This is a genomic window from Jatrophihabitans sp., from assembly GCF_036000465.1.
Classification (GTDB): domain Bacteria; phylum Actinomycetota; class Actinomycetes; order Mycobacteriales; family Jatrophihabitantaceae; genus Jatrophihabitans.
This window is the reverse complement of record NZ_DASYFV010000004.1, coordinates 70,739-96,955: the sequence shown is the minus strand read 5'-3', so window position 1 is coordinate 96,955 and position 26,217 is coordinate 70,739. Positions and strand designations below refer to the sequence as shown.

Below are 26,217 nucleotides of genomic sequence, written 5' to 3'. Positions count from 1 at the left end.
AGTACGGTTGCGGTGCCGGCCGGAAATGCCGACGTGCGGCGTGGTCGGTGTCAGGTTGATCTCGGGCAACCTCGACGAGACGAGAGGGACCGCAGGGCTTGGACAGGCCGTTGGGTGCCAGCCCCTCCGGTTGGTGCGTGTCGGCCCTGCGGGCTGACGGTCGGCGTGTCGACCCGCAACATCGCCACGCATAGATCCACACCGTGTCCGGAGGGCCGGCGTCGACGATGAAGCGTCACCAGCGTGACACGCCGATGGTGCCGTTGCGGACGCTTCAGGGTCGGCTGGCCACAGGCCGAACGATGCGACCATTCCGCTGACAGGTGCGGTGAGCCCATGTCCGGACGGGACGGCGAACGGCCGGCGATGGCGTGATGCCGGCTGGGCGGTCAGTTCAGAACGGGGCCGGCACGTCGAGGTCGGCGCACGTCGTGTCGACGGGGAGTTCGTCAGGCGACCTGTCGAAGTGTCGGCCGGTGGGGCTGGTCCAGTGGGTGACGCCGTCGGGCGTGCGGTGGACCGACCAGCCGGCCTCGGGCCCGTGTCTTCCCGCCCGCCAGTTCCAGCACCCGAGCCTCCACCAGCGCCGCGGTCGCGTCATCGAGACCGAGGGCCTCGTCGGACAACACCCGGACATGATCGAGGGTCAGCTCACCCCGCGCCGGCGCGTCGAGCGGGGCCGGGTAACGCCTGACCAGGTCCGGCGCCGTCGCCACCCGATCCGACGCCGTGCGGCCCGAGAGCCGCGGCACCGCCGCGACCTCGTCGACCACGTACTACTTGTCGGGCGACTCCAGGAACGACGGCACCGGCCGGGCCGCCAACTCAGCCAGCGTGTCCTGCACCTCGGCATCGATGCGGGCCTGCACCTTCTGGAACGTGACCAGCCGCGACAGAACCGGCCCGCAAACCCCTGCTGCGTAAAGGAATCCGGAGTGATCAGGACACCCCGTGCCTGGTTGCGGCCGGCACCACCGCGAGTTCGAGAAACCGAGGAAACCGCGGTACCACCAAGCGTGAGCACGACGTCCGGGCAGGGTGCGACCTTCGGCACCTGCGCGCCGGCCGGGATCGAGACGAAGCTCGGGTTCAGGCGCGCGGGGCGCGTGACCGGAACGGGGTCGACATGCAGCATCGCCTGACACCACTGTCCACCGCGTTCCTCGATGCCGAGGACGCGGAGCGCAACGCCTCACTGGCCATCGGCTCGCTGGCCGTCTTCGAAGGTCCGGCACCAGCGTTCACCGAGGTCCGCGATCTCATCGCCGGCCGGCTCCCGCTCATCCCGCGCTACACGCAGAAGCTGCGCACGGTTCCGTTCGACCTGGTGGCCCCGCGATGGGTGGACGATCCCGAGTTCGATCTGAGCTGGCACGTCCGCGCCACCGCGCTCCCAACGCCCGGCGGACGGGACGAGATCGGTCATCTCATGAGTCGGGTGATGAGCCGGCGCATGGACCGCAACCGACCGCTGTGGGAGTACTGGTTCGTCGAGGGCCTCGCCGGCGGTCGATGGGCGCTGCTGTCGAAGCTGCACCACTGCATGGTCGACGGCGTCTCCGGCACCGACATCTATCGCCTGATCTTCGACGCAGTCCGGTTCCCGACGAAGGCGCCGGACGGCGAGCGCCCGACCGACGTCGAGCCCGTCCCCGCGCCGCTCGCGCGACGAGCCCTGAACGAGCTCGGCCGCCGCCCCGCGGACGTGGCCCGGATCGTGGTCGACGCCGCACGCTCGCCCGGCCGCGTCGCCCGCCGCACGGCGCTGACCGCAGCCGGTCTCGTCCACTTCGGCGCGGCCGTCGGCGGACTGGCCGACACCTCCCTGACCGGCCCGATCGGGGCGAGCCGCCGGTACGCGTGGACCGGCGTGCCCCTGTCGGCGTTCGCCCCGATCCGGCACCGGTTCGGGGTCAGCCTCAACGACGTCGCGGTGGCGGCCGTCACGGCCGGCTTCCGGGACCTGCTGCTCGCGCGCGGCGAGGAGCCCACCGCGCACACGCTGCGTTCCCTCGTCCCCATCTCGACCCGCCGCCCGGGCGAGGAATCGATCCCGGACAACCGGGTCGCGGCCGTCCTGCCGTACCTGCCGGTGCACCTGTCCGGCGCCGAGGAGCGGTTGCTCGCCGTCCACGAGGCGATCCGGTCGCTGTGGGACTCCGGCGAGCCGGCGGCGAGTTCCGCGGCCACGTCGGTGTCGGAACACCTGCCGTTCGCGGCGGTGGCCCTGGGGCTGCGGACCGGCTTCCACCTGCCCCAACACGTGGTCTCCACGGTCACGACGAACGTGCCCGGCCCCCGGGCACCCCTGTACGCCTGCGGCCGCCGGCTCGAGGAGATCCTGCCGTACGTCCCGATCGCGAACCGCGTGCGTATCGGCGTGGCGATGTTCTCCTACTGCGACTCGTTCGTCTTCGGCGTCACCGCTGACTACCGCACCGTTCCCGACGTCGGCGTCCTCGTCGACGGCACCTCGTCGGGCTTCGCCGAACTGGCCACCCTCGCCGCCGTCCACGAGCACTCCTGATCGACGGGCGACACCCTCGTTGACCAGCAGCGTCCGGGACGCCGAGCCCGGCCGTTCGTGGACCGGGCTCCGGCGCGCGACGTCAGGCGCCGATGGCGTCGAGCTCGGCGACGGCGTCGGCCGGCAGGTCGAGAGCGGCGCCGGCGACGTTCTCGTGCAGGTGCTCGAGCGATGACGTGCCGGGGATGAGCAGCAGGTTCGGCGAGCGCTGCAGCAGCCAGGCGAGCGCGACGGCCATCGGGGTGGCGTCCAGGCGGGCGGCGACGCTCGAGAGGGCGTCGGACTGCAACGGCGAGAAGCCGCCGAGAGGGAAGTAGGGCACGAAGGCGATGTCCTGCTCGGCGGTCAGGTCGACCAGCGCGTCGTCCTCGCGGCGGGCGATGTTGTAGAAGTTCTGCACGCACACGACGGGCGCGATGGTCTGCGCCTCGGCCAGCTGCTCGGCGTTCACCGTGCTGAGGCCGAGGTGGCGGATCAGCCCCTGCTGCTGCAGCTCGGCGAGCGTCGCGAACTGCTCGGTGATCGAGCCGGCCTCGGGGGAGTCGAAGCCGCCGACGCGGAGGTTCACGACGTCGAGGACGTCGAGATCGAGGTTGCGCAGGTTGTCGTGCACGGCGCTGCGCAACTCGTCCGGCGTGCGGGCGTGCGGCCAACCGCCCTGCTCGTCGCGCCGGGCGCCGACCTTGGTGACGAGGTGCAGGCCCTCGGGGTAGGGGTGCAGCGCCTCGCGGATAATCTGGTTGGTGACGTGCGGTCCGTAGAAGTCCGACGTGTCGATGTGCGTGATGCCGCGCTCGACGACGGCGCGCAGGACGGCGATCGCGGGGTCGCGATCCTCAGGCGGACCGAAGACGCCCGGGCCGGCGAGTTGCATCGCGCCGTAGCCGACGCGGGTGAGCTCGAGGTCGCCGACCGTGAAGGTGCCGCCGGCCAGGTTCGTGGTGGTCATGTAGTTCCTTCCTGGACGCGGCCGGTCGCCGCGCTCGACTCCACTGTGCGTGGGCCGGGGCGGGTCAGGCAGAGTCCGCTCATCCAGGGATCAGGAGACCCTGGATGCCGTGGGTCAGGCCCGGGCGAGGATCTCGCGCAGGTCGTCGGCCGCCTGCGCCGCCGCGGCGTCGGCCACGGCGGACACGCCGCCCAGCCCGAAGTAGGAGTGGTTGAGCGACGGGTGCTCGCGGGCGATCACGTCGACGCCGGCGGCCCGCAGGTCGTCGCCGAAGAAATTGCCCTCGGTGCGCAGGACGTCGAGCGTGGACGTGTGGATCACGGCCGGCGCGACCCCGGTGAGGTCGCTCGCACGCTTGGGCGACACCCGCCAATCGCTCGAGTCGGCCTCGTCGACGTAGGCCTGGGCGAAGGTCGCCATTGTCTCGAGGGTGAGGCCGAAGCGCTGGTAGGCCGAGATCCGCGACATGTAGCCGGCGTTCACCGACTCGTCTCCGTAGCGGCCGGCGACATCGGTGACGGGGTAGAGCAGCAGCTGCGCCGAGACCGGCAGGCCGGCGTCGCGCCGGGCGATGGACACCGAGGCGGCGAGCTGGCCGCCGGCGCTGTCACCGGCGAGGACGAGCACGTCGGTGCCGCCGAGTTCGGCCAGCCGCTCGCCGGCCCAGTTCGCCGCGCGCAGGGAGTCGTCGAAGGCGGCCGGGAAGCGGTGCTCCGGGGCGAGCCGGTAGCCGACCGACACCACGACGGCGTGCACCTGCGCGCAGATGCGCCGGGCGTGGCCGAGGTGGGTGTCGAGATCGCCCATCATCCAGCCGCCGCCGTGGAAGTAGACGACGGTGGGCACCGGCCGGGTCTCGACCTGACCCGATTCGTCGGCCGGGCGCAGCACCCGGATCGGGATCGCCGGAGCAGCTCCGTCGGCCGGGATCTCGGTGTCGGTCTCGCTCGCGGGCACCAGGGCGGGATCCAACGCCTCGAGGGCCTGCGCGTTCTGGCGGCGCGCGAGCTCGCGGGCCTCCTCCACCGTTGCGGGCTCGCTGCCCGGCAGTACCCGGACGGTCCAGTCGGCGATGGCGGGGTCGAGCGGCGCGTCGGTCACGCCTGAATTCTGCCCGATGCGTGATCCGTCACGATGCCGGGCGGTGGGCGACGGCGAGCACCGCGACGGTGCGGGCGGCATCAGCCGCGCGTGAACCGGCCCAGGCCGTCGAGCAGGCGATCGATGTCGTTGTCGTCGGTGTAGGGCGCGAGCCCGATGCGCAGGCCGCCGTCCGGGAGCTCGAGACGCCGCGCCGCCTCGTAGGCGTAGAACGATCCGGCCGGGGCGTTGACGCCGAGGGAGGCCAGGAAGCGGTACGCCTCGTCGGCCGCACGGTCGGCGAAGGTGATCAGCAGCGTCGGCGTGCGGCGGGCCGCGCGCGAGTGGAGCGTGACGCCGGGCAGGGCCGCAAGGGCGTGTTCCAGACGGTCGCGCAGCGCGTCCTCGTGACGCTCGACGGCCTGCATGGACGCGACCAGACGCTCTCGGCGGTCGCCGTCGCTCCCCAGCAGCCCCGCGATGAAATCGACCGCCGCGCTCGTTCCGGCGAGCAGCTCGTAGGGCAGGGTGCCGAGCTCGAAGCGCTCGGGAACGTCGTTCGACGACGGTGCCAACTTGTCCGGCCGGAGCGTCTCGAGCAGTTCGGGGCGCGCGGTGAGGACGCCGCAGTGCGGCCCGAAGAACTTGTAGGGCGAGCACGCGAAGAAGTCGGGGCCCAGGGCGGGCTGATCGATCGCGGCGTGCGCGGTCAGGTGGACGCCGTCGACGAAGAGCAGCGCGCCGGCCGCATGCACCCGATCGGCGATGAGCGGAAGGTCGGGACGGGTGCCGAGCAGGTTGGAAGCACCCGTCACCGCGACCAGCCGGGTTCGCTCGCCCAGCACGGAACCCAGCTCGTCGGTCACGAGCTCCGACGTCGCGGGGTCGAAGTCGATCCACCGCACGGTCACCCCGGCGCGCTCGGCGGCGATCACCCACGGTCGGACATTCGCGTCGTGATCGAGGCGTGTCACCACGACCTCGTCACCGGGACCCCAGGAGCCCGCCAGCGTGCGGGCCAGGTCGAAGGTCAGCTGGGTCATGCTTCGCCCGAAGACGACGCCGCCCGGGTCGGCGCCGACCAGGTCGCCCATGGCGCGGCGGGCGTCGCGCACGATCGTCTCGGCGTTGCGCTCGGCCTCGGTCACCGAGGCGCGGTTCGCCATGGGAGCGACCATCGCGTCGTGCACGGCCCGCCCGACAACCTCGGGCGTCTGCGATCCGCCCGGCCCGTCGAAGTGGGCGAAGCCGGCCCGCAGGGCCGGGAAGTGGGCTCGCACGGCGGCGACGTCGAGTGCCTGCCCCATCGACGTCATTCCCCGGCCGTGACGGTGATCGTGGTCTGGCGGACGAGCGTGGCGAGCACCTGACGCTGCTCCGGGGTCAGCCCGAGCAGCCCGGTGAACTCGCCGGCCGACATGAGCAGGCCGGTGGCGGACGAGCGGGCCGGTGCCGGTGCCGGCCGGGGGTCGGTCGGGGCGGCGGCGGCGTCGGCACCGAAGCGCTGGTCGAGCAGCGTGTCGATCTCGGCGACGGTGCGGGGATCGTCGGGACCCCACCCGGCCACCATCGCGACGACGTCGGCCGGTACCTGCAGGAAGGCGGCGAGCTGGGCCGGCAGCCGGTCGACGTCGGGGAGCGGGCGGTTCTCCTCGACCGTGACGAGGCGATACCCGTCGTCGAGCTGCTCGTGGGAGGCGATGAGGAAGTCGCTGGTCGACAGCGTCATCAGGTGATCGAGAGCGGCGTCGATGTCGTCGTGGCGCAGCGCCACCCAGATCGCCGCCGGGAGCGCGGGCGCGCCGTCGACCGGCACCGCGGCGAAGGCCTCTTCGAGCGACTCGCCCGACCCGCGACTCTCCCGGCCCCGGACGAAGAGCGCCAGCACGGCGAGCGCGGAGCGCGCGGCGGCGAGCGTGGCGTCGTACTCGCGCAGTCGGTCGCGGCGCCGCTGCTCCTTCAGTCCCTGGCTCACGGCGTCAGTCTGCCCCGCAAACGCCCGTGAACGCGGGAGGTGGGCGCCCGCCCGGCGTCCGGGTCAGGACGACACGCCGCCCAACATGTAGTTCCCTCACGTTGTCGTAGCCCCTACATATGGTGTCCGCAGCTGGTTCGGCCCGCCATCCAGGCGGGTCGTGGCAACAGGGAACCCGGTGCGAATCCGGGACTGCCCCGCAGCGGTGAGTGGGAACGACCGCCGTCAACGAAGCACTGGGTCCGGCCGGGCCTGGGAAGCGACGGCCAGTAGGTGGGCGCTCGAGCGCCTGCGCCCGCGAGTCCGAAGACCTGCCAGCGCTGCCGCCCCGCCGGGGTGGCAGCTCGAACGGGCTCGCGAGGAGAGAGCGATGACGATGACCGACCAGGACACCCCGACGCGGCGCAGCCAGATGCAGGTGCGCAAGCGCAACGGCGACGCCGAGACCGTCGACGTCAACAAGATCGTGCGGGCGGTGGAGCGCTGGGCCGAGGACCTGGCCGAGGTCGACCCGCTGCGAGTGGCGACCAAGACGATCAGCGGCCTGTACGACGGCGCCACCACCGCCGAGCTGGACCGGCTGTCGATCCGCACCGCGGCCGAGATGATCGGCGAGGAGCCGCAGTACTCGCGCCTCGCCGCGCGGCTGCTGGCCGGCTACATCGACAAGGAGGTCCGCAACCAGGGCGTCGCGTCGTTCAGCCAGGCCGTCGGGCTCGGGCACGCCGAGGGGCTCATCGGCGACGAGACCGCACGCTTCGTCAAGGACAACGCCCGCAAGCTCGACTTCGCCGTCGACGCGTCGGCCGACAACCGGTTCGAGTACTTCGGGCTGCGGACGGTGTACGACCGCTACCTGCTGCGCCACCCCACGACCCGCCTGGTCATCGAGACGCCCCAATACTTCCTGCTGCGCGTCGCGTGCGGGCTGTCCCGCACGCCGTCCGAGGCGATCGAGTTCTACCGGCTCATGTCGTCGCTGGCCTACCTGCCGTCGTCGCCGACGCTGTTCAACTCCGGCACGCGCCACACGCAGATGTCGTCGTGCTACCTCGTCGACTCGCCGCGTGACGAGCTCGACTCGATCTACGCCCGCTACCAGCAGGTGGCCCGGCTGTCGAAGTTCGCCGGCGGCATCGGCATCTCGTGGTCGCGGATCCGCTCGCGGGGCGCGCTGATCCGGGGCACCAACGGCCAGTCCAACGGCATCGTGCCGTGGCTGCGCACGCTCGACTCGTCGGTCGCCGCGGTGAACCAGGGCGGGCGCCGCAAGGGGGCGGCCTGCGTCTACCTCGAGCCGTGGCACCCCGACATCGAGGAGTTCCTCGAGCTGCGCGACAACACCGGTGAGGACGCGCGGCGCGCGCACAACCTCAACCTGGCCAACTGGATCCCGGACGAGTTCATGCGCCGGGTCGAGGCCGACGAGCTGTGGTCGCTCATCGACCCGGACGAGGTGCCCGAGCTGCCCGACCTCTGGGGCGACGCCTTCGACGAGGCGTACCGCGCGGCCGAGGCCGAGGGACGCCACGTGCGCCAGGTGAAGGCGCGCGACCTGTTCGGCCGGATGATGCGCACGCTGGCGCAGACCGGCAACGGCTGGATGACCTTCAAGGACCGCGCGAACGCGACCTGCAACCAGACCGCGCAGCCCGGCAACGTGGTGCACCTGTCGAACCTCTGCACCGAGATCATCGAGGTGTCCTCCGACGCCGAGACCGCGGTGTGCAACCTCGGCTCGATCAACCTCGCCCAGCACGTCCGCGACGGCGCGATCGACTGGGCGCAGCTTCGCGCGACGGTGCGCACGGCCGTGCCCTTTCTCGATCGGGTCATCGACATCAACTACTACCCGTCGGCCGAGGCGGCGGCGTCGAACCCCCGCTGGCGTCCGGTCGGGCTCGGCGTGATGGGGCTGCAGGACGTCTTCTTCGCGCTGCGCCTGCCGTTCGACTCCGCGGCCGCGCGCGAGCTCTCGACCCGCATCGCCGAGGAGATCTACCTGACCGCGCTCGAGACGTCGGCGGCGTTGGCCGAGCAGTTCGGCCCGCACCCCGCCTTCGCCGACACCCGGGCGGCCGCCGGGCAGCTGCAACCGGATCTGTGGGACGTCACGCCCACGCAGACCGACCGCTGGACCGCGGTGCGCGAGCGCGTCGCCGCGACCGGGCTGCGCAACTCGCTGCTCATCGCCGTCGCGCCGACGGCCACGATCGCCTCGATCGTCGGCTGCTACGAGTGCATCGAGCCGCAGGTGTCGAACCTGTTCAAGCGCGAGACGCTGTCGGGGGAGTTCCTGCAGATCAACGCCGCGCTGGTGCGCGAGTTGAAGTCCCACGGCCTCTGGACGGCCTCGACCCGCGATGCGATCAAGCGGGCCGACGGCTCGGTCCAGGGCCTCACCGCGCTGCCGGCCGAGGTCCGCGAGATCTACCGGACGGCGTGGGAGCTGCCGCAGCGGGCGCTGATCGACATAGCCGCCGCGCGCTCGCCGTACATCGATCAGAGCCAGTCGCTCAACCTGTTCCTCGCCGCGCCGTCGATCGGCAAGCTCAGCTCGATGTACCTCTACGCCTGGAAGGCGGGGCTCAAGACGACGTACTACCTGCGCTCGCGCCCGGCCACCCGCATCCAGCAGGCGACGGTAACGGCCGCGCCGGACATCGAGGCGATCGCCTGCTCCCTCGAGAACCCCGAGTCGTGCGAGGCCTGCCAGTGAATTCACCCCAGGAAACCGCTCCGCAAGGAACACTCCGCGCTTCCGCGGGGACCCCGAAAGTGAGCGCGCTGCTGGATCCCGGCATGGATCTCACCCTGCGTCCGATGCGCTACCCGCAGTTCTACGACCGGTTCCGCGACGCCATCAAGAACACCTGGACGGTCGAGGAGGTGGACCTGCACTCCGACCTGAAGGACCTCGCGAGGCTTTCGCCGGCCGAGCAGCACCTGGTCGGCCGGCTGGTCGCGTTCTTCGCCACCGGCGACACGATCGTGGCCAACAACCTGGTGCTCAACCTGTACCAGCACGTGAACTCGCCCGAGGCCCGGCTCTACCTGTCGCGCCAGCTGTTCGAGGAGGCCGTGCACGTCCAGTTCTACCTGACGTTGCTCGACACCTACGTCACTGACGAACGGGAACGGGCCCAGGCGTTCGCGGCCATCGAGAACATCCCGTCGATCAAGCGCAAGGCCGACTTCTGCTTCCGCTGGATCGACTCGGTGTTCGCGCTGCGCTCCCTCGACACCGCGGCCGACCGGCGGGCGTTCCTGCTGAACGTCATCTGCTTCGCCGCCTGCATCGAGGGATTGTTCTTCTACGGAGCGTTCGCCTACGTCTACTTCCTGCGCTCGCGCGGGTTGCTGAACGGGCTCGCGAGCGGCACCAACTGGGTGTTCCGCGACGAGTCGATGCACATGGCGTTCGCGTTCGACGTCGTCGAGACGGTGCGGGCCGAGGAGCCCGAGCTGTTCGACGACGACCTGCGCCAGCAGGTGCGCGACATGCTGGCCGAGGCGGTCGAGTGCGAGGTGCAGTTCGCCGAAGATCTGCTCGCGCAGGGCGTCTCGGGCCTGTCGATCACCGACATGCGCGAGTACCTGCAGCACGTCGCCGACCGGCGGCTGGGCCAGCTCGGCATCGAGCCGCTGTTCGGGTCGCGCAACCCGTTCGCGTTCATGGAGTTGCAGGACGTGCAGGAACTGTCCAACTTCTTCGAGCGGCGGGTGTCGGCCTACCAGATCGGGGTCTCCGGAGCCGTCGCGTTCGACGACGACTTCTGAGCCGGCGGGCGACCTCGATGCCCAGGGCGCGTCATGGCGCGTCAGGGGTATCGAGGTCGCGCGGTTTCCGGGCGACGAGGTAACCCTGCGGGCCGCCCTCGGCGTCCTCGGCGGGGCGGCCGGCCCAGAAGACCGTCTCGAAGCCGGCGGCCGTCGCGCGGGCCTGCATCTCCTCGGGCGACAGCCACCAGATGTCGAAGGCGATGCCGAGACCGGTGGTGTGACCGCCGCGCCGATGAGAGCCGTCGCCGGCCTTGAACGCGGTCGTGAAACTGCCGCCCGGGCGCACCACGCGGAACACCTCGGCGAAGGCGCGCGGGCGGTCCTCGGGCGGCAGGTACATCAGCGAGTACCAGCAGACGACGCCCGCGAGCGAGGCGTCGGCGAAAGGCAGCGCCCGCACGTCGGCCTGGCCGAAGTCGAAGTCGGGATGGTCGCGACGGGCGGTCTCGATCATGATGGGGGAGAGGTCGACGCCGCGCGGGGCGAGACCGCGCCCGGCCAGGTAGGGCGCGAGGCGTCCGGTGCCGCAGCCGACGTCGGCGACCTCCAGGCCGATGTCGGCCGCGACGACCAGCTCGGCGAACAGGTTCAGCACGGCGCGCTCGACCGGCATGCGGTACACGATGTCGGCCAGACGTTCGGCGTAGAACGGGGCGAGGACGTCGTGGGCGGCGATCAGTTCTTCGGTGCGGGCATCCATGCGGCGGATCGTAGGAGCGGGGTCAGACAGTGATCAGCACGATCGCGCCGGCGGCGAGCGCGAGCCCGACGCGCTGCACCCGGCTCGTGTGCTCGTGCAGCAGCCACACCGCCAGGATCACCGTGGCGGCGGGGTAGAGCGAGGTCAGCACGCTCGCGAGGGAGAGCAGACCGTCGCGGGAGGCGAGCAGGAAGGCCATGTTGGCCAGCGCATCGCAGGCGCCGGCGAGCAGCACGATCCAGAACATGCGACCGCGGACGAGTCGGAACGCGCCCCGCGCCCGCGCGACGGGAACGATCAGCACGGCCGACGCGATGCGGGAGACCACGAGCGGCCACAGCCCCGACCCGTCGCCGGCCCGGGCGAGGAACACGAAGTACAGGCCGAAGCCGAGGCCCGACACCAGCGCCAGCGCGATGGTGCGCAGTGGGATGCGGCCGTGCGGGTGGCTCTCGCCGGTGCGGCTGACGAGCACGACCGCGCCGAGCCCCAGGGCGATGCCGAACCAGGCGGCGACGTGGGGACGTTCGCCGATGCCGACGCCGACGACGACCGGCACGATCGCGGCGAGCACCGCCGTGACCGGCGAGACGACGTTGATCGGCGCGATGGTCATCAGCGTGTAGAGCACGATCACGCCGATCAGCCCGCAGGCGCCGCCGGCGATGCCGTAGAAGGTGACGCGCGCGTCGAGGTGGCCCGGGAACAGGGGCAGCAGCCCGGCCATGAGCACGGCCCCGACGGGGTAGCTGCCGAGCAGGACGGTGACCGCCCCGTGCCGCCGCGACGCGAAGCCGCCGGCGAAGTCGCCCACGCCGTAGAGGATGGCGGCGGCAAGCCCGAGGACGACGGTCACGCCCCAGGCTATCGGTCAGTCGAGCAGCGGCTTCGTCAGCGTCAGCTGCTGCACGTCGAGGTAGCCGGTGCGGAAGCCCGCCTCGGAGTAGGCGAGGTACAGCGACCACATGCGCCGGAACGTCTCGTCGAATCCGAGGGCGTCCACCGCGGCGGCGTTGGCCTCGAACCGCTCGCGCCAGCGGTGCAACGTCTCGGCGTAGTGGCGGTTGAAGCTGTAGCGCTCGGACACCCGCAGCGACGTGTGCTTCGCGAGCGTCCGCTCGATCGCGTCGACCGAGGCCAGCTGCCCGCCGGGGAAGATGTACTTGCGGATCCAGGTGTAGGTGTCCTTCGTGGCGAGGACGGTGTAGTCGTCCTGCAGGATCGCCTGGATGCCGACCCGACCGCCCGGGGCGAGCACCCGGTCGATGGTCTCGAAGTAGGTGCTCCAGTGGTTGGCACCGACGGCCTCGATCATCTCGACCGACACCACGGCGTCGTAGCGACCCTCGACCTCGCGGTAGTCCTGCAGCAGCACCGTGACGCGGTCGGTGTAGCCGGCCTCGTCGATGCGCTGCTGGGCCAGCGCGGCCTGCTCGGTGGAGATCGTCAGGGTGGTGACGACGGCGCCGCGGGCCGCGGCCTGCAGCGACAGCTCGCCCCAGCCGGTGCCGATCTCCAGCACCCGGGTGCCCTCGTGCACGTTCGCGGTGTCGAGCAGGCGCTCGATCTTGCGCACCTGGGCCGCCTCGAGATCCTCGGGCGACCCCTGCGGTTCACCGTCGAAGATCGCCGACGAGTAGGTCAGGGTCGGGTCGAGGAACAGCTGGAACAGCTCGTTCGACAGGTCGTAGTGCTGGTGGATGTTGTCGCGGGCGCCTTCGATGGTGTTGTCGTGGTGGCCGGGCTGGCGGCTCAGCACGGCGTTGCGCAGCTTGTGCAGCACCGGCGGCACCATGGTGCGCATGTTGGCGGCGAAGGCGGAGAGCACGCCGGGCAGGTCGTCGGTCGTCCAGTCGCCCGCCATGTAGGCCTCGCCGAAGCCGATCGTGCCGGTCTCGCCGAGGCGCTGGTAGAACGCCTCGGGCCGGACCAGCTCGAAGACCGGGTCGCTGCCGGTACCACCGCCGTACCAGGACGCGCCCGGCTCGACGACCCGCAGGGGGAGCCGCTTGACGGCGTTGCGGAAGATGCGCTTGGCAATGGCGGCGCGGACGGGGGAGTCAGGCACGTTCGCGATGTCGGGCCAGCGCTCGGCGTCGATGCGGGTCGCAGCCGGCGTGCTCCGCCCGGTTTCCGTGACGGTCATGTGCTCTCCTCGCGTGCTGCTCGGCGTCGGAATTCAGACGACGAGCGAGGTCTCTCCCCCTAGGGCCTTCCCCAATACGTTCGCTGATTCTCGCCCGACGGTTTCCTCCGGCGGCCGGTTGCACATCACTGCGAGCACGAAGCCGGTGGCCAGTTCGTGCCACAGGGTGGCCCGCCGCAGCATCGCGTGCCGCTCGCGCCGCACCGAGACGTAGGTGCTGGACGCCGCGATCCGCGCCGATTCGCGCAGGAAGGTCGCCGACTGGCGCGGGCTGGTCATGCGGTCGAGGTCGCCGTGCACGAACAGCAGCCGGCGCCGGGCGAGCTGGGTGAAGGGGTCGCCCGGTTCGATCCACGGCGCGAGCCCGACGACGGCCGTCACCGTCGGGTGGCCCCCGGCGTAGACGGCGGCCCGGCCGCCCATGGAGTGCCCGACGAGCGCGGTGGGCAGGCCGGGGAAGCGTTCGGCGAGGCGATCGAGCGCCCACCGCACGTCGGGCACGGGCGAGGCGCTCGCCCCGTTCCAGCCCCGGACCTGGTAGCGCAGCCGCGCCACCACGAGCCCGCGGTCCGCCCCCGCCCGGCGCAGGGATCGGACGAAGGGGCGCATGCGCACCACGGCGAGCTGCCGCGCGTTGGTGCCGCCCGTGCCGTTGGCGCGGCCGCCGTGCAGGACGAGGGCGATGGCGGTCGGGGAGCCGGTCGGCTCGTCGACCTCGAGGACGGGATCGGTCATCGCGGGCACGTCGTTCCGGTCGGCGGGAGCGTGATCGACACGAGGTAGGCATCGACGTACTTGTCGATGCACGAGCTGCCCTGCAGGTAGGACGTGTGGCCCTCGCCGTCCCACGTGAGCAACTCGGCGTTGCCCATCGTGCGGGCGAGGTCCTTCGCCCCCTGGTACGGGGTGGCCGGGTCGTGCAGGTTGCCGATGACCAGGACCTTCTGCGGCGTCGGCGCGGTCGGCAGCGGCACCGGCGAGCGAGCGGGCTGCCACTGCTGGCAGGAGAACAACGAAGGCGCCGACCACAGCCCGAACATGGGGAAGCGGGTGATCCAGGACCTCGCGGTCGTCCGGATCTGGTCGTCGGTCGGGCCGGGCTTGGAGTCGTTGCAGTTGATCGTCGTGTTGGCCTCGGCCACGTTCGTGTAGTGCCCGTCGAAACGCTCGTTGTAGCCGTCGGCGAGGGTGAACAGGCCGGCCGAATCGCCCTTCCCGGCCGCGATGAGGGCCGAGCCGAGCTGCGACCACAGCGACTTGGAGTACAGCGCGTACAGCACACCGGTGTAGACGATCGCGCTCGTCGCGGTGCGGGTCTCGCCCGACTTGCTGCTCCTGAGCGGCGCGGTCGTGGCCTTCTTCGCGATGTCGTAGACCGCCTGGCGGGGGTTGCCCAGGGAACGGCACGGGTCGTGCTGGTCGCACCATTGCGCGAACTGGTCGAAGGAGCTCTCGAAGCCCTGGAGCTGGTCGGCGAAGGAGGTGATGTCGTCGGTCAGCGGGTCGACCGCGCCGTCGAGCACCGCGACCCGGATCGTGCCGGGGAACAGGTGGGCGTAGACCGAGCCGAGTTCGGTGCCGTAGGAGAAGCCGAGGTAGTTCATCCGGCTGTCGCCGACGGCCTGCCGGATGCGGTCCATGTCGCGCGCCGTCTGCACCGTGTCGTACTGGGCCAGGGACGCTCCGTACTTCGCGTTGCACGCGTCGGCCACCGACCTGGCCGCCTGCTTGGCCGCGGCGAAGCCGGCCGTGGTCAGGACGTCGGGGGAGGCGGCGTTGAGGTCGTCCTTCTGCTGGTCGCTCAGGCAGCGGATCGGGCTGGACAGGCCGACCCCGCGCGGGTCGAAGCCGATGAGGTCGAAGTGCGACATCACCGTGTCGGACAGCTGCGCGGCCAGTGACACCGAGAGCTCGACACCGGACACCCCGGGCCCGCCCGGGTTGACCAGCAACTTGCCGGTGTTCGCGGTGTTGTGGCTGTCGTGGATCTTGACCAGCTGCAGGCTGATCGTCCGGCCACCGCGGTCGCTGTAGTCGAGCGGGACGGAGATCGTGGCGCAGGCGAAGCTGAGCCGGTCGGCGCGGCCCGCCGGGAAGGGGACGGCGTCGAGCCGGAAGGCCGAGCGGCAGTCGGTGAAGTCGGCCGGCGGCTGCGCCGGGAGCGACGGCGTCGCGGTGCTCGGCGCGCTGCTCGCTGCCGACGGCGACCGGGCGCCGGTGGCGGCCGTGCCGTGGCCGCTGATGGTCGAGGAGCAGGCGCCGGTGAGCATGATCGCCGCGATGGCTGCGGCCAGGACGGTTCGGCTGCGGGTCACGATATTCACGCTAACCGGCATGCGGGGGCGAGGCGCGGGTAGGTCAGCCGGATCGCCGGGCGAGTCCTGGCCGGCTCGGCGCGCAGGCCGTCCAGAACTGCCGGCCCATCGCCGACAGCGTGACCGATTTGCGGACGATCTTGGCGCTGCCCTGCTTGCTGCCCTCGACGCACTGGCGGGCCTGCTTGACGAGCGGATCGCCGACGAGGGTCTCGAACTGGGGGTCGAGGTCGGCGCCGGGAGTGCCGAACTCGAGCAGGCCGAAGTTGTCGAGCCGGGTGAGGTAGGTGGCCCCGTTGTCGGGCAGAGCGACGCCCGCGGCGAGGCCGAGGCCGGACGCGTTGGCCAGCACGGTGCGGGTGCTCGAGCGGCCGACCTGCTTGGCCACGACGTCGACGACGGCGTACGGGCGGCCGCCGGCCAGGAGAGCCAGGATGCGGGCCTCGTCGGGGACGAGCTGGCTGACGATGCTGCCGAACAGGTAGTCGCGGCTGCGCGAGCCGTCGCTCTCGCTGGAGCGTTCGAGCAGCTCGGACATGGCGGTGCGCAGCGGTTCGGGGTCGTTGCCGGCGTTCTGGACCAGCATCATGACCCGCTGCTCCTCGGCGCTGGGCGCGCTGCCCCGGCCGAGCTGCGGGATCTCGAGGAGCCGGCCGACCTCCTGGGCGGCGACGTGCGCGATCCGGGCGGCCTGGTGCTCGACGGCGGCGACGCCGGGCAGCTGGCGGGCGATGCGCCAGCCGGAGCGCCCGAGCAGGCGTCCGACCCGGGCGGCGGTGACGACCGCGCTGCCGGCCGCCTGCTCCTGGCGGGCCAGTTGGCGGCCGGGGCGGCGCTGGGCCGGCCGCCGTTCGGGACGGCGGGGCTCGGCCGGCACTTCGACGGCGGGGGGCGTTGCCGCCGCGGCCGGACTCCCGGGCCCCGGCCGAGGCCGGGGGTGGGACCGGTCGTCTCGCTCGGCCACGCGTGCTCCCGCCTGAAGGTCTTGGACCGGCAGCTCTGACCCGCCGATGCCTAGCAGGATAGGGGGCGGGTCCGGCGGTCGCGTGGTGCCGCGTCGCGCGTCACACGGGTCACCGGTCCTGGAACGGGACAGAATGGCCGGATGAAGCTGCCCGTGATGCCGCCCGTCGCGCCGATGCTGGCCAAGTCCGTCCCGACGATCCCACCCGGGGCGTCCTACGAACCCAAGTGGGACGGGTTCCGCTCGATCATCTTCCGCGACGGCGACGACGTGGAGTTCGGCAGCCGCAACGAGAAGCCGATGACCCGCTACTTCCCGGAGCTCGTCGCGGCCGTCAAGGCCGAGCTGCCGGAGCGGTGCGTGCTCGACGGCGAGATCGTGATCGCCACCGAAGACGGCCTGGACTTCGAGGCGCTGCAACAGCGGATCCACCCGGCCGTGTCGCGGGTCACGATGCTGAGCGAGAAGACGCCGGCCTCGTTCGTCGCGTTCGACCTGCTGGCGCTGGGCGACGACGATTACACCGGCCGGCCGTTCGCCGAGCGGCGGGCCGCGCTGGAGCAGGCGCTGGCCGGGGCCTCCGCCCCCATCCACCTGACCCCGACCACCACCGACCTCGACGTCGCGAACCGCTGGTTCGTCGAGCTCGAGGGCGCCCACCTCGACGGCGTGATCGCCAAGCCGCTCGAGGGCACCTACCAGCCGGACAAGCGGGTGATGTTCAAGATCAAGCACGTGCGCACCGCCGACTGCGTGCTCGCCGGATTCCGCTGGCACAAGACCTCGACCGACGCGAGCCCGCTGATCGGGTCGCTGCTGCTCGGCCTCTACAACGACGAGCAGAAGCTGCAGCACGTCGGCGTGGTCGGGGCGTTCACGGCCAAGCGGCGGGCCGAGCTGGTCGACGAGCTCGAGCCGCTGCTGCTCGGCGACGGCGACGAGCACCCGTGGCAGGAGTGGGCGAGCGCCGAGGCCCATCAGGGTCAGCGCCTGCCCGGAAACGTGAGCCGCTGGAACGCCACCAAGGACCTCTCGTTCGTGCCGTTGCGCCCGGACCGGGTGCTCGAGGTGAAGTACGAGCACATGGAGGGCACCCGGTTCCGGCACCTGGCCCACTTCGTGCGCTGGCGCGACGACCGGACGCCGGAGTCGTGCACCTACGAGCAGCTGGAGCAGCCGCTCACCTTCGCCCTCGACAACATCGTCCCCGGCCTCGGCCCCCGCGGATCGTCCGCGTCGTGAGCGCCGACGACCGCCCGGCCCTCGGGGAGTTCGACCGCCCGCTGCGGGCGCAGTTCGAAGGGTTCCTCGACGAGCAGCGCGCCGGCCTGCACGACTGCCTCGACGGCCTGACCGAGGAACAGGCCCGCCGCTCGCTGGTTCCCTCCCGCACCACGCTGCTCGGGCTGGTGAAGCACGCGACCTTCGTCGAGCGGGTGTGGTTCGACGAAGCGATCACCGGCCGGTCGCGGGCCGAGCTCGGCATCGCCGCGTCGCCGGACGAGTCGTTCGAGCTCGAGGACGACGACACCGTCGACCGAGTCCGGGCGGCGTATCGCGCGGCCTGCGCCGCATCGCGGGCCGCGGCCGCCCCGCTGGGCATCGACGATCTCGTGACCGGCAACCGGCGCGGGCCGCTGCCGCTGCGCTGGGTCTACCTCCACATGCTGCGCGAACTCGCGCAGCACTGCGGGCACGCCGACATCCTGCGTGAGCAGGTGCTGGCCGGTCAGGAGCTGCGGTAGCGGCAGAACAACGCGCCGTCCTCCTCGAGCAGCCCGACGAGGGCGAGGTGCCGGGGCGCGCCCCACTCGCGACCGGCGGTGATGCGCCCGGGGCCGGGGCCGGCCAGCAGCGGAGAGATGGTCAGGCACAGCTCGTCGACGACGCCGTGCTCGGCCAGATCGGCGTACACCGTGGGGCCGCCCTCGGCGAGGATCCGGGTCAGCCCGCGCTCCTCGAGTACGGGCCGCACCAGAGTGGGCTCGATCGACTCGTCGCCGCAGTCGACGACGTCGGCCACCTGCTTGAGCAGGCGGCGCTTCTCGGGGTCGGCCGCGGCGTGGGTCAGCACGATGGTGCGCGAGTCCGGCCCGGCCTCGGTGAACAGCGGCGCGTCCGGGTCGAGGTCGAGCGAGCGGCTGAGCACTGCGATGGGCAGCACCTCCCGCAGGCCGTGCGCCCGGCGGATCTCCCGGCGCCGTGCCGACACGGTGACGGCCCCGTAGCCCTCGGCGGTCGCCGTCCCCGACCCCACGAGCACGACATCGGCGAGATCGCGCAGGGCCGCGAAGACCTGGTTGTCGCCCTCGGTCTGCAACCCGCGGGAGACGCCGTTGGCGTGCGCCGCGCCGTCGATCGAGGCCACGAAGTTGACCCGCACGCCGCCCCGGTCGGTCCAGCCGGCGGCGTAGTAGGCGTGGACATCGACGTCGTCGACCGGTCCGGGAAGCAGTGCGCGCATGACCGACACCCTAGGGTGGACGGAGCCGGCCGGGTCCGGGAACCGGCGGCACGCAGGAGCAAGGGGTGAGCATGCCCGAGGCGGACGACGACCGCGACGAGAGATCGTCGGACGAGGCCTTCGGTCGCCCCGGCGCGCGTCTCGACCGGCAGGCACCCTACTTCCGCGGGTTCTTCTTCACCCTCGGCGTACTGACCGCGCTGGTCCTCGGCTCCGCGGTGCAGGACGCGGCGTCCGCCCTCACGCTGGTACTGATCGCGACCGTCCTGGCCGTGGGCCTCGACCCCGTCGTCGCGTTCCTCGTGCGCCGCGGATTGAGCCGCAGCCTGGCGGTCACCGCCGTCGCGGTCGGCGCGCTCGTGTTCGTCGCCGTCCTCGTCATCACGATCGGCGGGGTACTGCGCACGCAGGTCGTCACGTTCATCGACGACGCGCCGCGCCTGCTCGACGACCTCCGCCGCAACCGCACCGTCGCCCAACTCGATCGCAAGTTCCACATCATCAGCACGGTCGAGGACAAGATCAAGAACCCGGGGTTCGCGCAGTCGACCTTCGACACCGTGTTCCAGGCCGGGCTCACCGCCGCCAACGCAATCGTCAACACGGTCGTGGTGTTCATCCTGACCGTCTACTTCCTCAGCGCGCTGCCGCAGCTCAAGCGGGCCGGCTACTCACTGGCCCCGGCGAGCCGGCGGGCGCGGATCGGCAAGCTCGGCGACGAGATCCTGCGAAGGGTCGGCGGCTTCGTGATCGGCGCGGTGCTGGTGGCGCTGATGGCCGGCAGCGTCACGCTGGTCTTCACCCTGAGCGTGGGCCTGGGCGCCTACGCGCTGCCGCTCGCGGTGCTCGTCGCGCTGTTGGATCTCGTCCCGCTGGTCGGGGCGATCCTCGGCGCGTCGATCGTGTGTCTCGTCGGCTTCGCGACGTCGCTGCCGGTCGGCATCACCTGCGTGATCTTCTACGTGGTCTACGAGCTGATCGAGGGTTACGTCGTGTACCCGCGGGTGATGCGCGCGACGGTCGACGTACCCGAGTACGTCACGATCGTCGCGGTGTTGGTCGGCGGCGCCGTCGCCGGCATCGTGGGTGCGCTGCTCGCCCTGCCCACCGCCGCCGCGGTCCTGCTACTCGTACGCGAGGTCTGGGTACGCCGACAGGACGCGGTCTGACCGACCGTCGACGCCGATCCGGACAGGAGCACGAATGGGTAAGGGCTGGAAGGGGCGCATCCCGGTGCCGCAGAGCGTCGAGGTCGCCCTCGACACGGCGCTGGACAAGGCGCTGACCGTCCAGCGTCCGGTCATCCAGGCCTACGTGACCCGGGTCCGGGCCAAGAATCCGGACATGACCCCGGCCGAGCTGGTACGTCACCTGGAGCGGCGGTACGTCACGGCGGTGATGGGCATCGGCGGTGCCTCGGGGGCGGCGGCCGCGGTGCCCGGCGCCGGTACCGCGGCGTCGATCGCCTCGGGCGCGGCCGAGATCACGGCCTTCGTGTCGGCCTCGGCGATGTTCGTCCTCGCGCTCGCCGAGCTGCACGGCGTGCCGGTGAGCGACCCCGAGGTGCGCCGCGCGTTGGTCGTCGCGGTGCTCGTGGGTGAGGGCGGCGAGGCCGTGCTCGCCGGCGCCGGCGCGACCGAGAAGCACTGGGCCCAGGTGCTCGGTCGCAGCACGTCCAAGGAGAAGGTCGGCACCATCAACAGCCGGCTCGGCCGGATGCTGCTGACCCGTTTCGGGGCGCGCCAGGGGGCGCTGCTGTTCGGGCGGGCGTTGCCGCTGGGCATCGGGGCCGGGGTGGGGGCGGCGGGCAACGCCGCGCTGGCCCGCGCTGCCATCGGGGCGTCCCGCAAGGCGTTCGGCCCGGCCCCCGCGACGTTCCCGCCCAAGGTCATCGATGCCGCGCCGGCGCGTTGATACCTTTGTCCGAATCGTCCCATGGAGGTAGCAGTGTTCGTCGTCGTGTTGACCGATGAGGGCCAGCAGCTGATCGGGCCCCGGGCCGTCGGCCCGTTCGAGGACTTCGATGCGGCGCAGACGTGCCGCAACGCGCTCGTCGACCAGTGGCGGCTCGAGGACGGCATGGCCCCGCAGGCCTCGGTCGTCCGGGTCGAGGAGCCGTTGCCCGGCGTGGTGGTCGGCGAGATCCAGTAGGTCTCAGCCGACCCGCACGATCGCGGCGGTGCTCGGCGCGAGCGTCACCGCGTTTCCGTCGATCGCGGCCGGGCCGCTGGCCAGCACCACGGCGGTCGGTACGACGTCGCGGTCGATCGGCACGCGCTGCTCGCCGGCACCGAGGTTCGCCACGACCCGCAACGAGCCGCGGTGTACGACCAGCCAGCGCGCCGCCTCGTCGAAGTCGACACGGACCTTCGTCAGGTCGGTCGCGTGCAGGTCGGGCTCGGCGCCCCGCAGCGCGATCACCGAGCGGTAGAACTCGAGCATCTCGGCGTGCCCGGGATCGGCCGTCTCGCCCCACCGCAGGACCGCGCTGCGGTACGCCTCGGGATCCTGCGGATCGATCATCTGCGAGACGTCCCAGCCGTGGTCGCCGAACTCGGCCAGCCGACCCTTCCCGGTGGCCTCGGCCAGCTCGGGTTCGGGGTGCGAGGTGAAGAAGGGCCAGCGGGTCGAGGCGGCCCACTCCTCACCCATCCAGAGCATCGGGGTGAACGGCGCGGTGAGCAGCAGCACCGCGCCGACCCGCAACACGTCGGGGGTGACGAGTTCGGCCAGCCGGTCGCCGACGGCCCGGTTGCCGACCTGGTCGTGGTTCTGCAGGCACACGACGAACTGCCAGCCGGCCACCTTCGTCGGATCGATGGGCGCGCCGTGCTCGCGGCCGCGGAACGTCGAGAACGTGCCGTCGTGCAGGAAAGCCGAGGTGAACGTCTTGGCCAGCACCGACAGCGCCCCGAAGTCGCAGTAGTAGCCCTGCGTCTCGCCGGTGAGCAGCGAGTGCAGCGCGTGGTGCACGTCGTCGTCCCACTGCGCCGCCAGGCCGTAGCCGCCCTGGTCGCGCGGCGTGATCATGACCGGGTCGTTGAGGTCGGACTCCGCGATGAGGGTCAGCGGCCGGCCGACCATCGACGACAGCTGATCCACCGCGGCGCCGAGCTCGGCCAGGATGTGCGTGGGGGAGTCGTCGTGCAGGGCGTGCACGGCGTCGAGGCGCAGCGCGTCGACGTGGAAGTCGCGCAGCCACATCAACGCGTTGTCGACGATGAAGCGGCGCACCGCCGGTTCCTCGACGTTGACCAGGTCGCCCCAGGTGTTGCGGCCGGACTTGAGGTACGGCCCGAAGCGGGGCAGGTAGTTGCCGGACGGCCCGAGGTGGTTGTAGACGACGTCCAGCACAACGGCGAGGCCGCGCTGGTGGCAGGCGTCCACGAACCGCTTGAAGGCGTCGGGGCCACCCAACGGTTCGTGCACGGCGTACCAGCCGACACCGTCGTAGCCCCAGTTCCAGACGCCGTTGACGGTGTTGACCGGCAGGGTCTCGACGTGGGTGACGCCGAGCCGCGCGAGGTGGTCGAGCCGCTCGACGGCCGAGTCGAACGTGCCGCCCTCGGTGAAGGTGCCGATGTGCAGCTCGTAGACGACGGCGGCGGTGAGGTCCCGGCCGGCCCACCCGGCGTCGCGCCACTCGTACCCGCCCTGGTCGTAGACGCGGCTCGGCCCGTGCACGCCCTCGGGCTGCCAGCGTGAGGCGGGGTCCGGGACGGCCTCGTCCGAGCCGTCGAGCACGAAGGCGTAGTCGGTTCCGGCGGCCAGGTCGGGGCCGCTCCACCACCCGTCGCCGACCGCGTCGAGGGGCGTGTCGACGCCGTCCGCGCGCACGCGCAACTCGCGCACCGACGGGGCCCAGACGCGTAGCGAAGTCACACCGGCCACCCTGCCCGACGGGGTCGGCGGGGTAACCGGCGGGTGGTCGGACGTCTGCCCCGGACGCGCAACAGAAGGTGATGGGTGCGCTGCCGGCGCTCACGACGACGTCGCCCGTCGGGCGGTGTGTCAGGCTGGTCGCGTGGGTGATCAGCGGTGACGATCGTGACGGTGCACGCCTCGGGGTCGGTCGACCCCGACGAGGCCTGGGCGCGCTACGCCGAGCCCGATCGGTGGGCCGGCTGGGCGCCGCAGATCAGGCGGGTGGAGACGTCCGCCGACCGCATCGCGCCCGGCGTCACCGGACGCGTCCACGGGCCGGTGCCGGGCGTGTTCGTCGACTTCGTCGTCGATGCCGTCGACGAGCTCGCCCGCCGCTGGTCGTGGATGGTGCGGCGCGGCCCGCTGACGCTGCGCCTCGAACACGGGGTACGGGCCCGGGCGACCGGCACGACGACGTCGCTGCGGGTCGACGGCCCGATGCCGGTCGTGCTGGGCTACGCGCCGGTCGCGCACCTCGCGCTGCGCCGCCTCGTCGCGCACTAGCCTGCGACCATGGGTGCCGAGATCACGTCCGTGCGGGCCGCGCTCGCCGTCCCGCCCGGCCCGGTGAACCTGGCCGGCTACGACCCGGGCGCCAAGCCGGTCGAGCCCGACAGCAAGCTCGACCCACCGAGCGACGACCCCGACCTGTTGCGCGAACTGCAGGAGCGGCTGTGGGCCGAGTCGACCGCCGGCGGCACCCGTCGCGTCCTGCTCGTGCTGCAGGGGATGGACACCGCCGGCAAGGGCGGCGTCACCGAACACGTCGTCGGCATGTTCGGCCCGATCGGCGTCCAGTACAACGCCTTCAAGAGGCCGACCGAGGAGGAGCTCGAGCACGACTTCCTCTGGCGCATCCGCAAGCGGCTGCCCCCGCCCGGTGTCGTCGGCGTGTTCGACCGCTCGCACTACGAGGACGTCGTCGTGGTGCGGGTGCACGACCTCGTCCCGCGCGAGGAGTGGGAGGCCCGCTACGACATCGTGAACGAGTTCGAGAAGGAACTCGTCGACGCGGGCACGACGGTGCTGAAGTGCTTCCTGCACATCAGCTACGACACCCAGCGCGAACGCCTGCTCGCGCGGCTCGACAACCCCGACAAGCACTGGAAGTTCAACGAGGCCGACATCGCCGAGCGCGCCCGCTGGACCGACTACCAGGCGGCCTACGAGGCGGTGCTGGAGCGGTGCAACACCGACCATGCGCCGTGGTACGTCGTGCCGGCCGACCGCAAGAAGTACCGGAACTGGGCGGTCGGGGAACTGCTGCGCGAGACGCTGGCCGAGCTCGACCCGGCCTTCCCGCGTCCGACGCTTGATCTGAACGGGCTCAGGCAGCGCCTCGAACCGCCGCACTGACCGCCGGCGGCTGAGAACCCGCCGAGTCGGGTCCCGGGTCGGTCCCGGTCGAGCACGGTCCTTCGTCCCTGCCGCATCGGCGGCCGCTGGAATGCACTGGACCTTGGTCCGGGCGATCGGTCGTCCGGCACACGAAGGGGTTCGACATGGTCGGTCCGGCTCTCGCGACGGCTCGTCTTGACGCCGCCGGTCGCTACATCCACTGGGGCGTCATCCAGATCTCGTTGACGAACCTGCTCGTCATCATCGCGATGATCGTGCTGTTCGGGGCGGCCGTCGTGTTACGCATGCCGCACTCGGACAGCCGTCCGGTCGAGTCGGAGCGCTCCGATGACCCGCGCTGAGGGCACCGACCGCAGCTGGACCGTGCGCCTGCGGCGGCGCATCAGCAGGACCGTCCCCGAGGGGCAGTGGCTGCCCGACCGGCAGCCGGCCTACGTGCGCTCGTGGATCTACGTCTTCGGCGTCGCGACCCTCGCCGCCTTCCTCGTCGTGCTCGCCTCCGGCGTGCTGCTCGCGATCGAGGGCGAGGCGTGGTGGCACGTCTCCTCGCTCGGGCACTTCGTCAACTCCATGCACCTGTGGAGCGTCGAGCTGTTCATGGCCTTCATGGTCATCCACCTGTGGGGCAAGTTCTTCATGGCCGCGTGGCGCGGCCGGCGCGCGCTGACCTGGATCACCGGCGCGGTCGCCTTCCTCGGCTCGATCGGGACGGCCTTCACCGGCTACCTGTCGCAGTCGAACTTCGACTCGCAGTGGATCTCGACCCAGGCGAAGGACGGCCTCAACGCCGTCGGCATCGGCGCGTTCTTCAACGTGCTGGACCCGGCCCAGATGCTGCTGTGGCACATCGTGCTGCTGCCGTTGCTGGTCGGCTTCCTCGTCGTCGCCCACATCATCCTGGTGCGCCGCCACGGCGTCGTGCCGCCGTTCGACGCGGTGCCTCCGGCCGCGCAGGAGCTCGAGCCGCGGACGGCGCAGGTCACCAGCCGCACCGCGCACAAGAACCCTCCGGTCGGGTCGCCGTCCGTCGAGGCACCGGATCAGGAGGCCACGCGATGACCGCCACGCAGTCGAGACGCCGCCGTCGCGACGAGACCCCGGACACCCACCAGTTCCCGACGCGCCCGTACGACCTCGTCCGCGAGTTCGTGATCGCCCTCGGTGTCGTGGTGGTGCTGACCGTCGGGCTGGCCGCCGTCTTCTCCTCACCCGACCGCAAGGCGATCACCCTGCAGGACTGGGCGCGGGTCGCACCGAACGACGTGGTCGCCACCGCGACGGCCGAGCTCGCCGGGACGAGCACGAGCGCCTCGTACGGCGCTCCCTACAACAATGCGAGCGAGGGGCAGAAGATCGGACCGCTCGCCCTGCAGAAGCTCGGCGGCGTGCAGACCCCGGTGGACAGCGCCAACGACCTGGTGATCCACCCGCTGCAGACGGTGAGCGGCGACGCGACGCTGACCGCCGCGCTCACGACGTGGACCGCGGCACCCGACGCCACCCGGACCGGCTGGGCCACGGCCTACTCCGAGGCCCTCGCCGCCGTGCCCGACGGCGACCCGGGCAAGGTGAAGGCCGGCGACTACGGGCCCGTACCGACGCTCGCGACGCAGTTCCGCACCCTCGCGGCCCGCGGGGGGCTGGAGACCCTGCTCGCCGACAACGCGTTCTACCCGAGCGACCAGACGCGGGCGCTGCTGCTGCTCTCCGACGGCGCCTACCTCGAGGACCAGGCCCGCGCCGAGAACCTCGGCGGTGACCAGTGGGGAATGATGAACGAGGCGGGCAACTACCCCGGCCAGCCCTGGATGTGGCTCTACACGTTCTGGTACCAGGTGAAGCCGTTCTCGACGTCGGGCAACGCCGACGCGCTCGTCTGGGGCCTGATGATGGTGCTGACCGCCGGTCTGGTGCTGATCCCGTTCATCCCCGGGCTGCGCTCGCTGCCGAAGCACCTGGGCGTGCACAAGCTGATCTGGCGCGACGAGGACCGCTTCAGGCGGGTGTGACCGGCCGGAGCGCCGGCGCATC

Annotated in this window: 26 protein-coding genes and 1 riboswitch; of the genes, 13 read left to right on the top strand and 13 right to left on the bottom strand. The window is 71.7% G+C overall.

Annotation, left to right across the window (positions count from 1 at the left end):
* Positions 1 to 449: 449 nt before the first annotated feature.
* Positions 450 to 773 (bottom strand): hypothetical protein, encoded by a 324-nt coding sequence (locus VGN18_RS00715; RefSeq protein WP_327537696.1) that lies wholly within the window; start codon positions 771 to 773, stop codon positions 450 to 452.
* A 353-nt stretch (positions 774 to 1,126) separates the two neighbouring features.
* Here VGN18_RS00715 and VGN18_RS00710 point away from each other — a divergent pair, with 353 nt between their 5' ends.
* A complete protein-coding gene (locus tag VGN18_RS00710) occupies positions 1,127 to 2,527 on the top strand; it encodes a wax ester/triacylglycerol synthase family O-acyltransferase (RefSeq protein WP_327537695.1) in 1,401 nt (466 codons plus the stop codon).
* Positions 2,528 to 2,609: 82 nt separating this feature from the next.
* On the opposite strand, the gene VGN18_RS00705 is transcribed toward VGN18_RS00710, so the two are convergent.
* The 4 genes from VGN18_RS00705 to VGN18_RS00690 form a co-directional block, all read right to left on the bottom strand.
* Complete coding sequence (locus VGN18_RS00705; RefSeq protein WP_327537694.1) at positions 2,610 to 3,476, bottom strand: aldo/keto reductase family oxidoreductase; 867 nt, start codon at positions 3,474 to 3,476, stop codon at positions 2,610 to 2,612.
* A gap of 114 nt (positions 3,477 to 3,590) precedes the next feature.
* Entirely contained in the window at positions 3,591 to 4,577 is a 987-nt protein-coding gene (locus tag VGN18_RS00700; protein ID WP_327537693.1) for an alpha/beta hydrolase, read from the bottom strand.
* A gap of 80 nt (positions 4,578 to 4,657) precedes the next feature.
* On the bottom strand, positions 4,658 to 5,872 hold the full coding sequence (locus tag VGN18_RS00695) for a cysteine desulfurase-like protein (protein ID WP_414655000.1): 1,215 nt from the start codon (positions 5,870 to 5,872) through the stop codon (positions 4,658 to 4,660).
* Positions 5,869 to 6,531: a hypothetical protein gene (locus tag VGN18_RS00690; RefSeq protein ID WP_327537691.1), complete on the bottom strand. Its 663-nt coding sequence runs from the start codon at positions 6,529 to 6,531 to the stop codon at positions 5,869 to 5,871. The genes VGN18_RS00695 and VGN18_RS00690 overlap by 4 nt, the downstream gene beginning before the upstream one ends.
* Before the next feature lie 115 nt (positions 6,532 to 6,646).
* A riboswitch (cobalamin riboswitch) is annotated at positions 6,647 to 6,864 on the top strand.
* Positions 6,865 to 6,901: 37 nt separating this feature from the next.
* On the opposite strand from VGN18_RS00690, the gene VGN18_RS00685 reads away from it, so the two are divergent.
* Positions 6,902 to 9,250, top strand: a complete 2,349-nt coding sequence (locus VGN18_RS00685) for a ribonucleoside-diphosphate reductase subunit alpha (protein WP_327537690.1) — start codon at positions 6,902 to 6,904, stop codon at positions 9,248 to 9,250.
* A gap of 83 nt (positions 9,251 to 9,333) precedes the next feature.
* Positions 9,334 to 10,311, top strand: coding sequence for a ribonucleotide-diphosphate reductase subunit beta (locus VGN18_RS00680; protein WP_349259799.1), 978 nt, complete (start codon positions 9,334 to 9,336; stop codon positions 10,309 to 10,311).
* Between the two features lie 31 nt (positions 10,312 to 10,342).
* Here the strand turns inward: VGN18_RS00680 and VGN18_RS00675 are convergent, their stop codons facing one another.
* The 6 genes from VGN18_RS00675 to VGN18_RS00650 are packed head-to-tail and all read right to left on the bottom strand — an operon-like array spanning position 10,343 to position 16,352.
* The gene (locus VGN18_RS00675; RefSeq protein WP_327537688.1) at positions 10,343 to 11,014 is read right to left on the bottom strand and encodes a class I SAM-dependent methyltransferase; all 672 of its coding nucleotides are present in this window, start codon (positions 11,012 to 11,014) and stop codon (positions 10,343 to 10,345) included.
* 22 nt (positions 11,015 to 11,036) lie between these two features.
* On the bottom strand, positions 11,037 to 11,870 hold the full coding sequence (locus tag VGN18_RS00670) for an EamA family transporter (protein ID WP_327537687.1): 834 nt from the start codon (positions 11,868 to 11,870) through the stop codon (positions 11,037 to 11,039).
* 15 nt (positions 11,871 to 11,885) lie between these two features.
* Positions 11,886 to 13,160, bottom strand: coding sequence for a cyclopropane-fatty-acyl-phospholipid synthase family protein (locus VGN18_RS00665; RefSeq protein ID WP_327537686.1), 1,275 nt, complete (start codon positions 13,158 to 13,160; stop codon positions 11,886 to 11,888).
* Between the two features lie 33 nt (positions 13,161 to 13,193).
* Positions 13,194 to 13,895, bottom strand: coding sequence for an alpha/beta hydrolase (locus tag VGN18_RS00660; RefSeq protein ID WP_327537685.1), 702 nt, complete (start codon positions 13,893 to 13,895; stop codon positions 13,194 to 13,196).
* A complete protein-coding gene (locus VGN18_RS00655) occupies positions 13,892 to 15,475 on the bottom strand; it encodes an alpha/beta hydrolase (protein WP_327537684.1) in 1,584 nt (527 codons plus the stop codon). The genes VGN18_RS00660 and VGN18_RS00655 overlap by 4 nt, the downstream gene beginning before the upstream one ends.
* Before the next feature lie 43 nt (positions 15,476 to 15,518).
* Positions 15,519 to 16,352, bottom strand: a complete 834-nt coding sequence (locus VGN18_RS00650; protein WP_327537683.1) for an Abi-alpha family protein — start codon at positions 16,350 to 16,352, stop codon at positions 15,519 to 15,521.
* 228 nt (positions 16,353 to 16,580) lie between these two features.
* On the opposite strand from VGN18_RS00650, the gene VGN18_RS00645 reads away from it, so the two are divergent.
* Complete coding sequence (locus VGN18_RS00645; protein WP_327537682.1) at positions 16,581 to 17,681, top strand: ATP-dependent DNA ligase; 1,101 nt, start codon at positions 16,581 to 16,583, stop codon at positions 17,679 to 17,681.
* Positions 17,678 to 18,184, top strand: a complete 507-nt coding sequence (locus VGN18_RS00640) for a DinB family protein (protein ID WP_327537681.1) — start codon at positions 17,678 to 17,680, stop codon at positions 18,182 to 18,184. Before VGN18_RS00645 ends, VGN18_RS00640 begins: the two co-directional genes overlap by 4 nt.
* Here the strand turns inward: VGN18_RS00640 and VGN18_RS00635 are convergent.
* On the bottom strand, positions 18,169 to 18,903 hold the full coding sequence (locus VGN18_RS00635; protein WP_327537680.1) for a pyrimidine reductase family protein: 735 nt from the start codon (positions 18,901 to 18,903) through the stop codon (positions 18,169 to 18,171). The two genes, VGN18_RS00640 and VGN18_RS00635, sit on opposite strands and share 16 nt — an antisense overlap.
* Before the next feature lie 71 nt (positions 18,904 to 18,974).
* On the opposite strand from VGN18_RS00635, the gene VGN18_RS00630 reads away from it, so the two are divergent.
* Genes VGN18_RS00630 through VGN18_RS00620 form a run of 3 tightly spaced genes read left to right on the top strand, consistent with a single transcriptional unit; the run spans position 18,975 to position 21,054 of the window.
* The gene (locus VGN18_RS00630) at positions 18,975 to 20,072 is read left to right on the top strand and encodes an AI-2E family transporter (protein ID WP_327537679.1); all 1,098 of its coding nucleotides are present in this window, start codon (positions 18,975 to 18,977) and stop codon (positions 20,070 to 20,072) included.
* 34 nt (positions 20,073 to 20,106) lie between these two features.
* A complete protein-coding gene (locus tag VGN18_RS00625) occupies positions 20,107 to 20,817 on the top strand; it encodes a hypothetical protein (RefSeq protein WP_327537678.1) in 711 nt (236 codons plus the stop codon).
* A gap of 21 nt (positions 20,818 to 20,838) precedes the next feature.
* On the top strand, positions 20,839 to 21,054 hold the full coding sequence (locus VGN18_RS00620) for a hypothetical protein (protein WP_327537677.1): 216 nt from the start codon (positions 20,839 to 20,841) through the stop codon (positions 21,052 to 21,054).
* Positions 21,055 to 21,057: 3 nt separating this feature from the next.
* Here the strand turns inward: VGN18_RS00620 and treZ are convergent, their stop codons facing one another.
* Positions 21,058 to 22,785, bottom strand: coding sequence for a malto-oligosyltrehalose trehalohydrolase (gene treZ / locus VGN18_RS00615; RefSeq protein ID WP_327537676.1), 1,728 nt, complete (start codon positions 22,783 to 22,785; stop codon positions 21,058 to 21,060).
* A gap of 156 nt (positions 22,786 to 22,941) precedes the next feature.
* Between treZ and VGN18_RS00610 the strand changes: the two genes are divergently transcribed.
* The 5 genes from VGN18_RS00610 to VGN18_RS00590 all read left to right on the top strand — a co-directional run bounded on the left by VGN18_RS00610 (position 22,942) and on the right by VGN18_RS00590 (position 26,195).
* Positions 22,942 to 23,331 (top strand): SRPBCC family protein, encoded by a 390-nt coding sequence (locus VGN18_RS00610; RefSeq protein ID WP_327537675.1) that lies wholly within the window; start codon positions 22,942 to 22,944, stop codon positions 23,329 to 23,331.
* A 9-nt stretch (positions 23,332 to 23,340) separates the two neighbouring features.
* Positions 23,341 to 24,183 (top strand): PPK2 family polyphosphate kinase, encoded by an 843-nt coding sequence (locus tag VGN18_RS00605; RefSeq protein WP_327537674.1) that lies wholly within the window; start codon positions 23,341 to 23,343, stop codon positions 24,181 to 24,183.
* A 146-nt stretch (positions 24,184 to 24,329) separates the two neighbouring features.
* Positions 24,330 to 24,527, top strand: coding sequence for a hypothetical protein (locus tag VGN18_RS00600; protein WP_327537673.1), 198 nt, complete (start codon positions 24,330 to 24,332; stop codon positions 24,525 to 24,527).
* Entirely contained in the window at positions 24,514 to 25,245 is a 732-nt protein-coding gene (locus VGN18_RS00595; RefSeq protein WP_327537672.1) for a cytochrome b N-terminal domain-containing protein, read from the top strand. The genes VGN18_RS00600 and VGN18_RS00595 overlap by 14 nt, the downstream gene beginning before the upstream one ends.
* Entirely contained in the window at positions 25,242 to 26,195 is a 954-nt protein-coding gene (locus VGN18_RS00590) for a hypothetical protein (RefSeq protein ID WP_327537671.1), read from the top strand. The genes VGN18_RS00595 and VGN18_RS00590 overlap by 4 nt, the downstream gene beginning before the upstream one ends.
* Positions 26,196 to 26,217 lie beyond the last annotated feature (22 nt).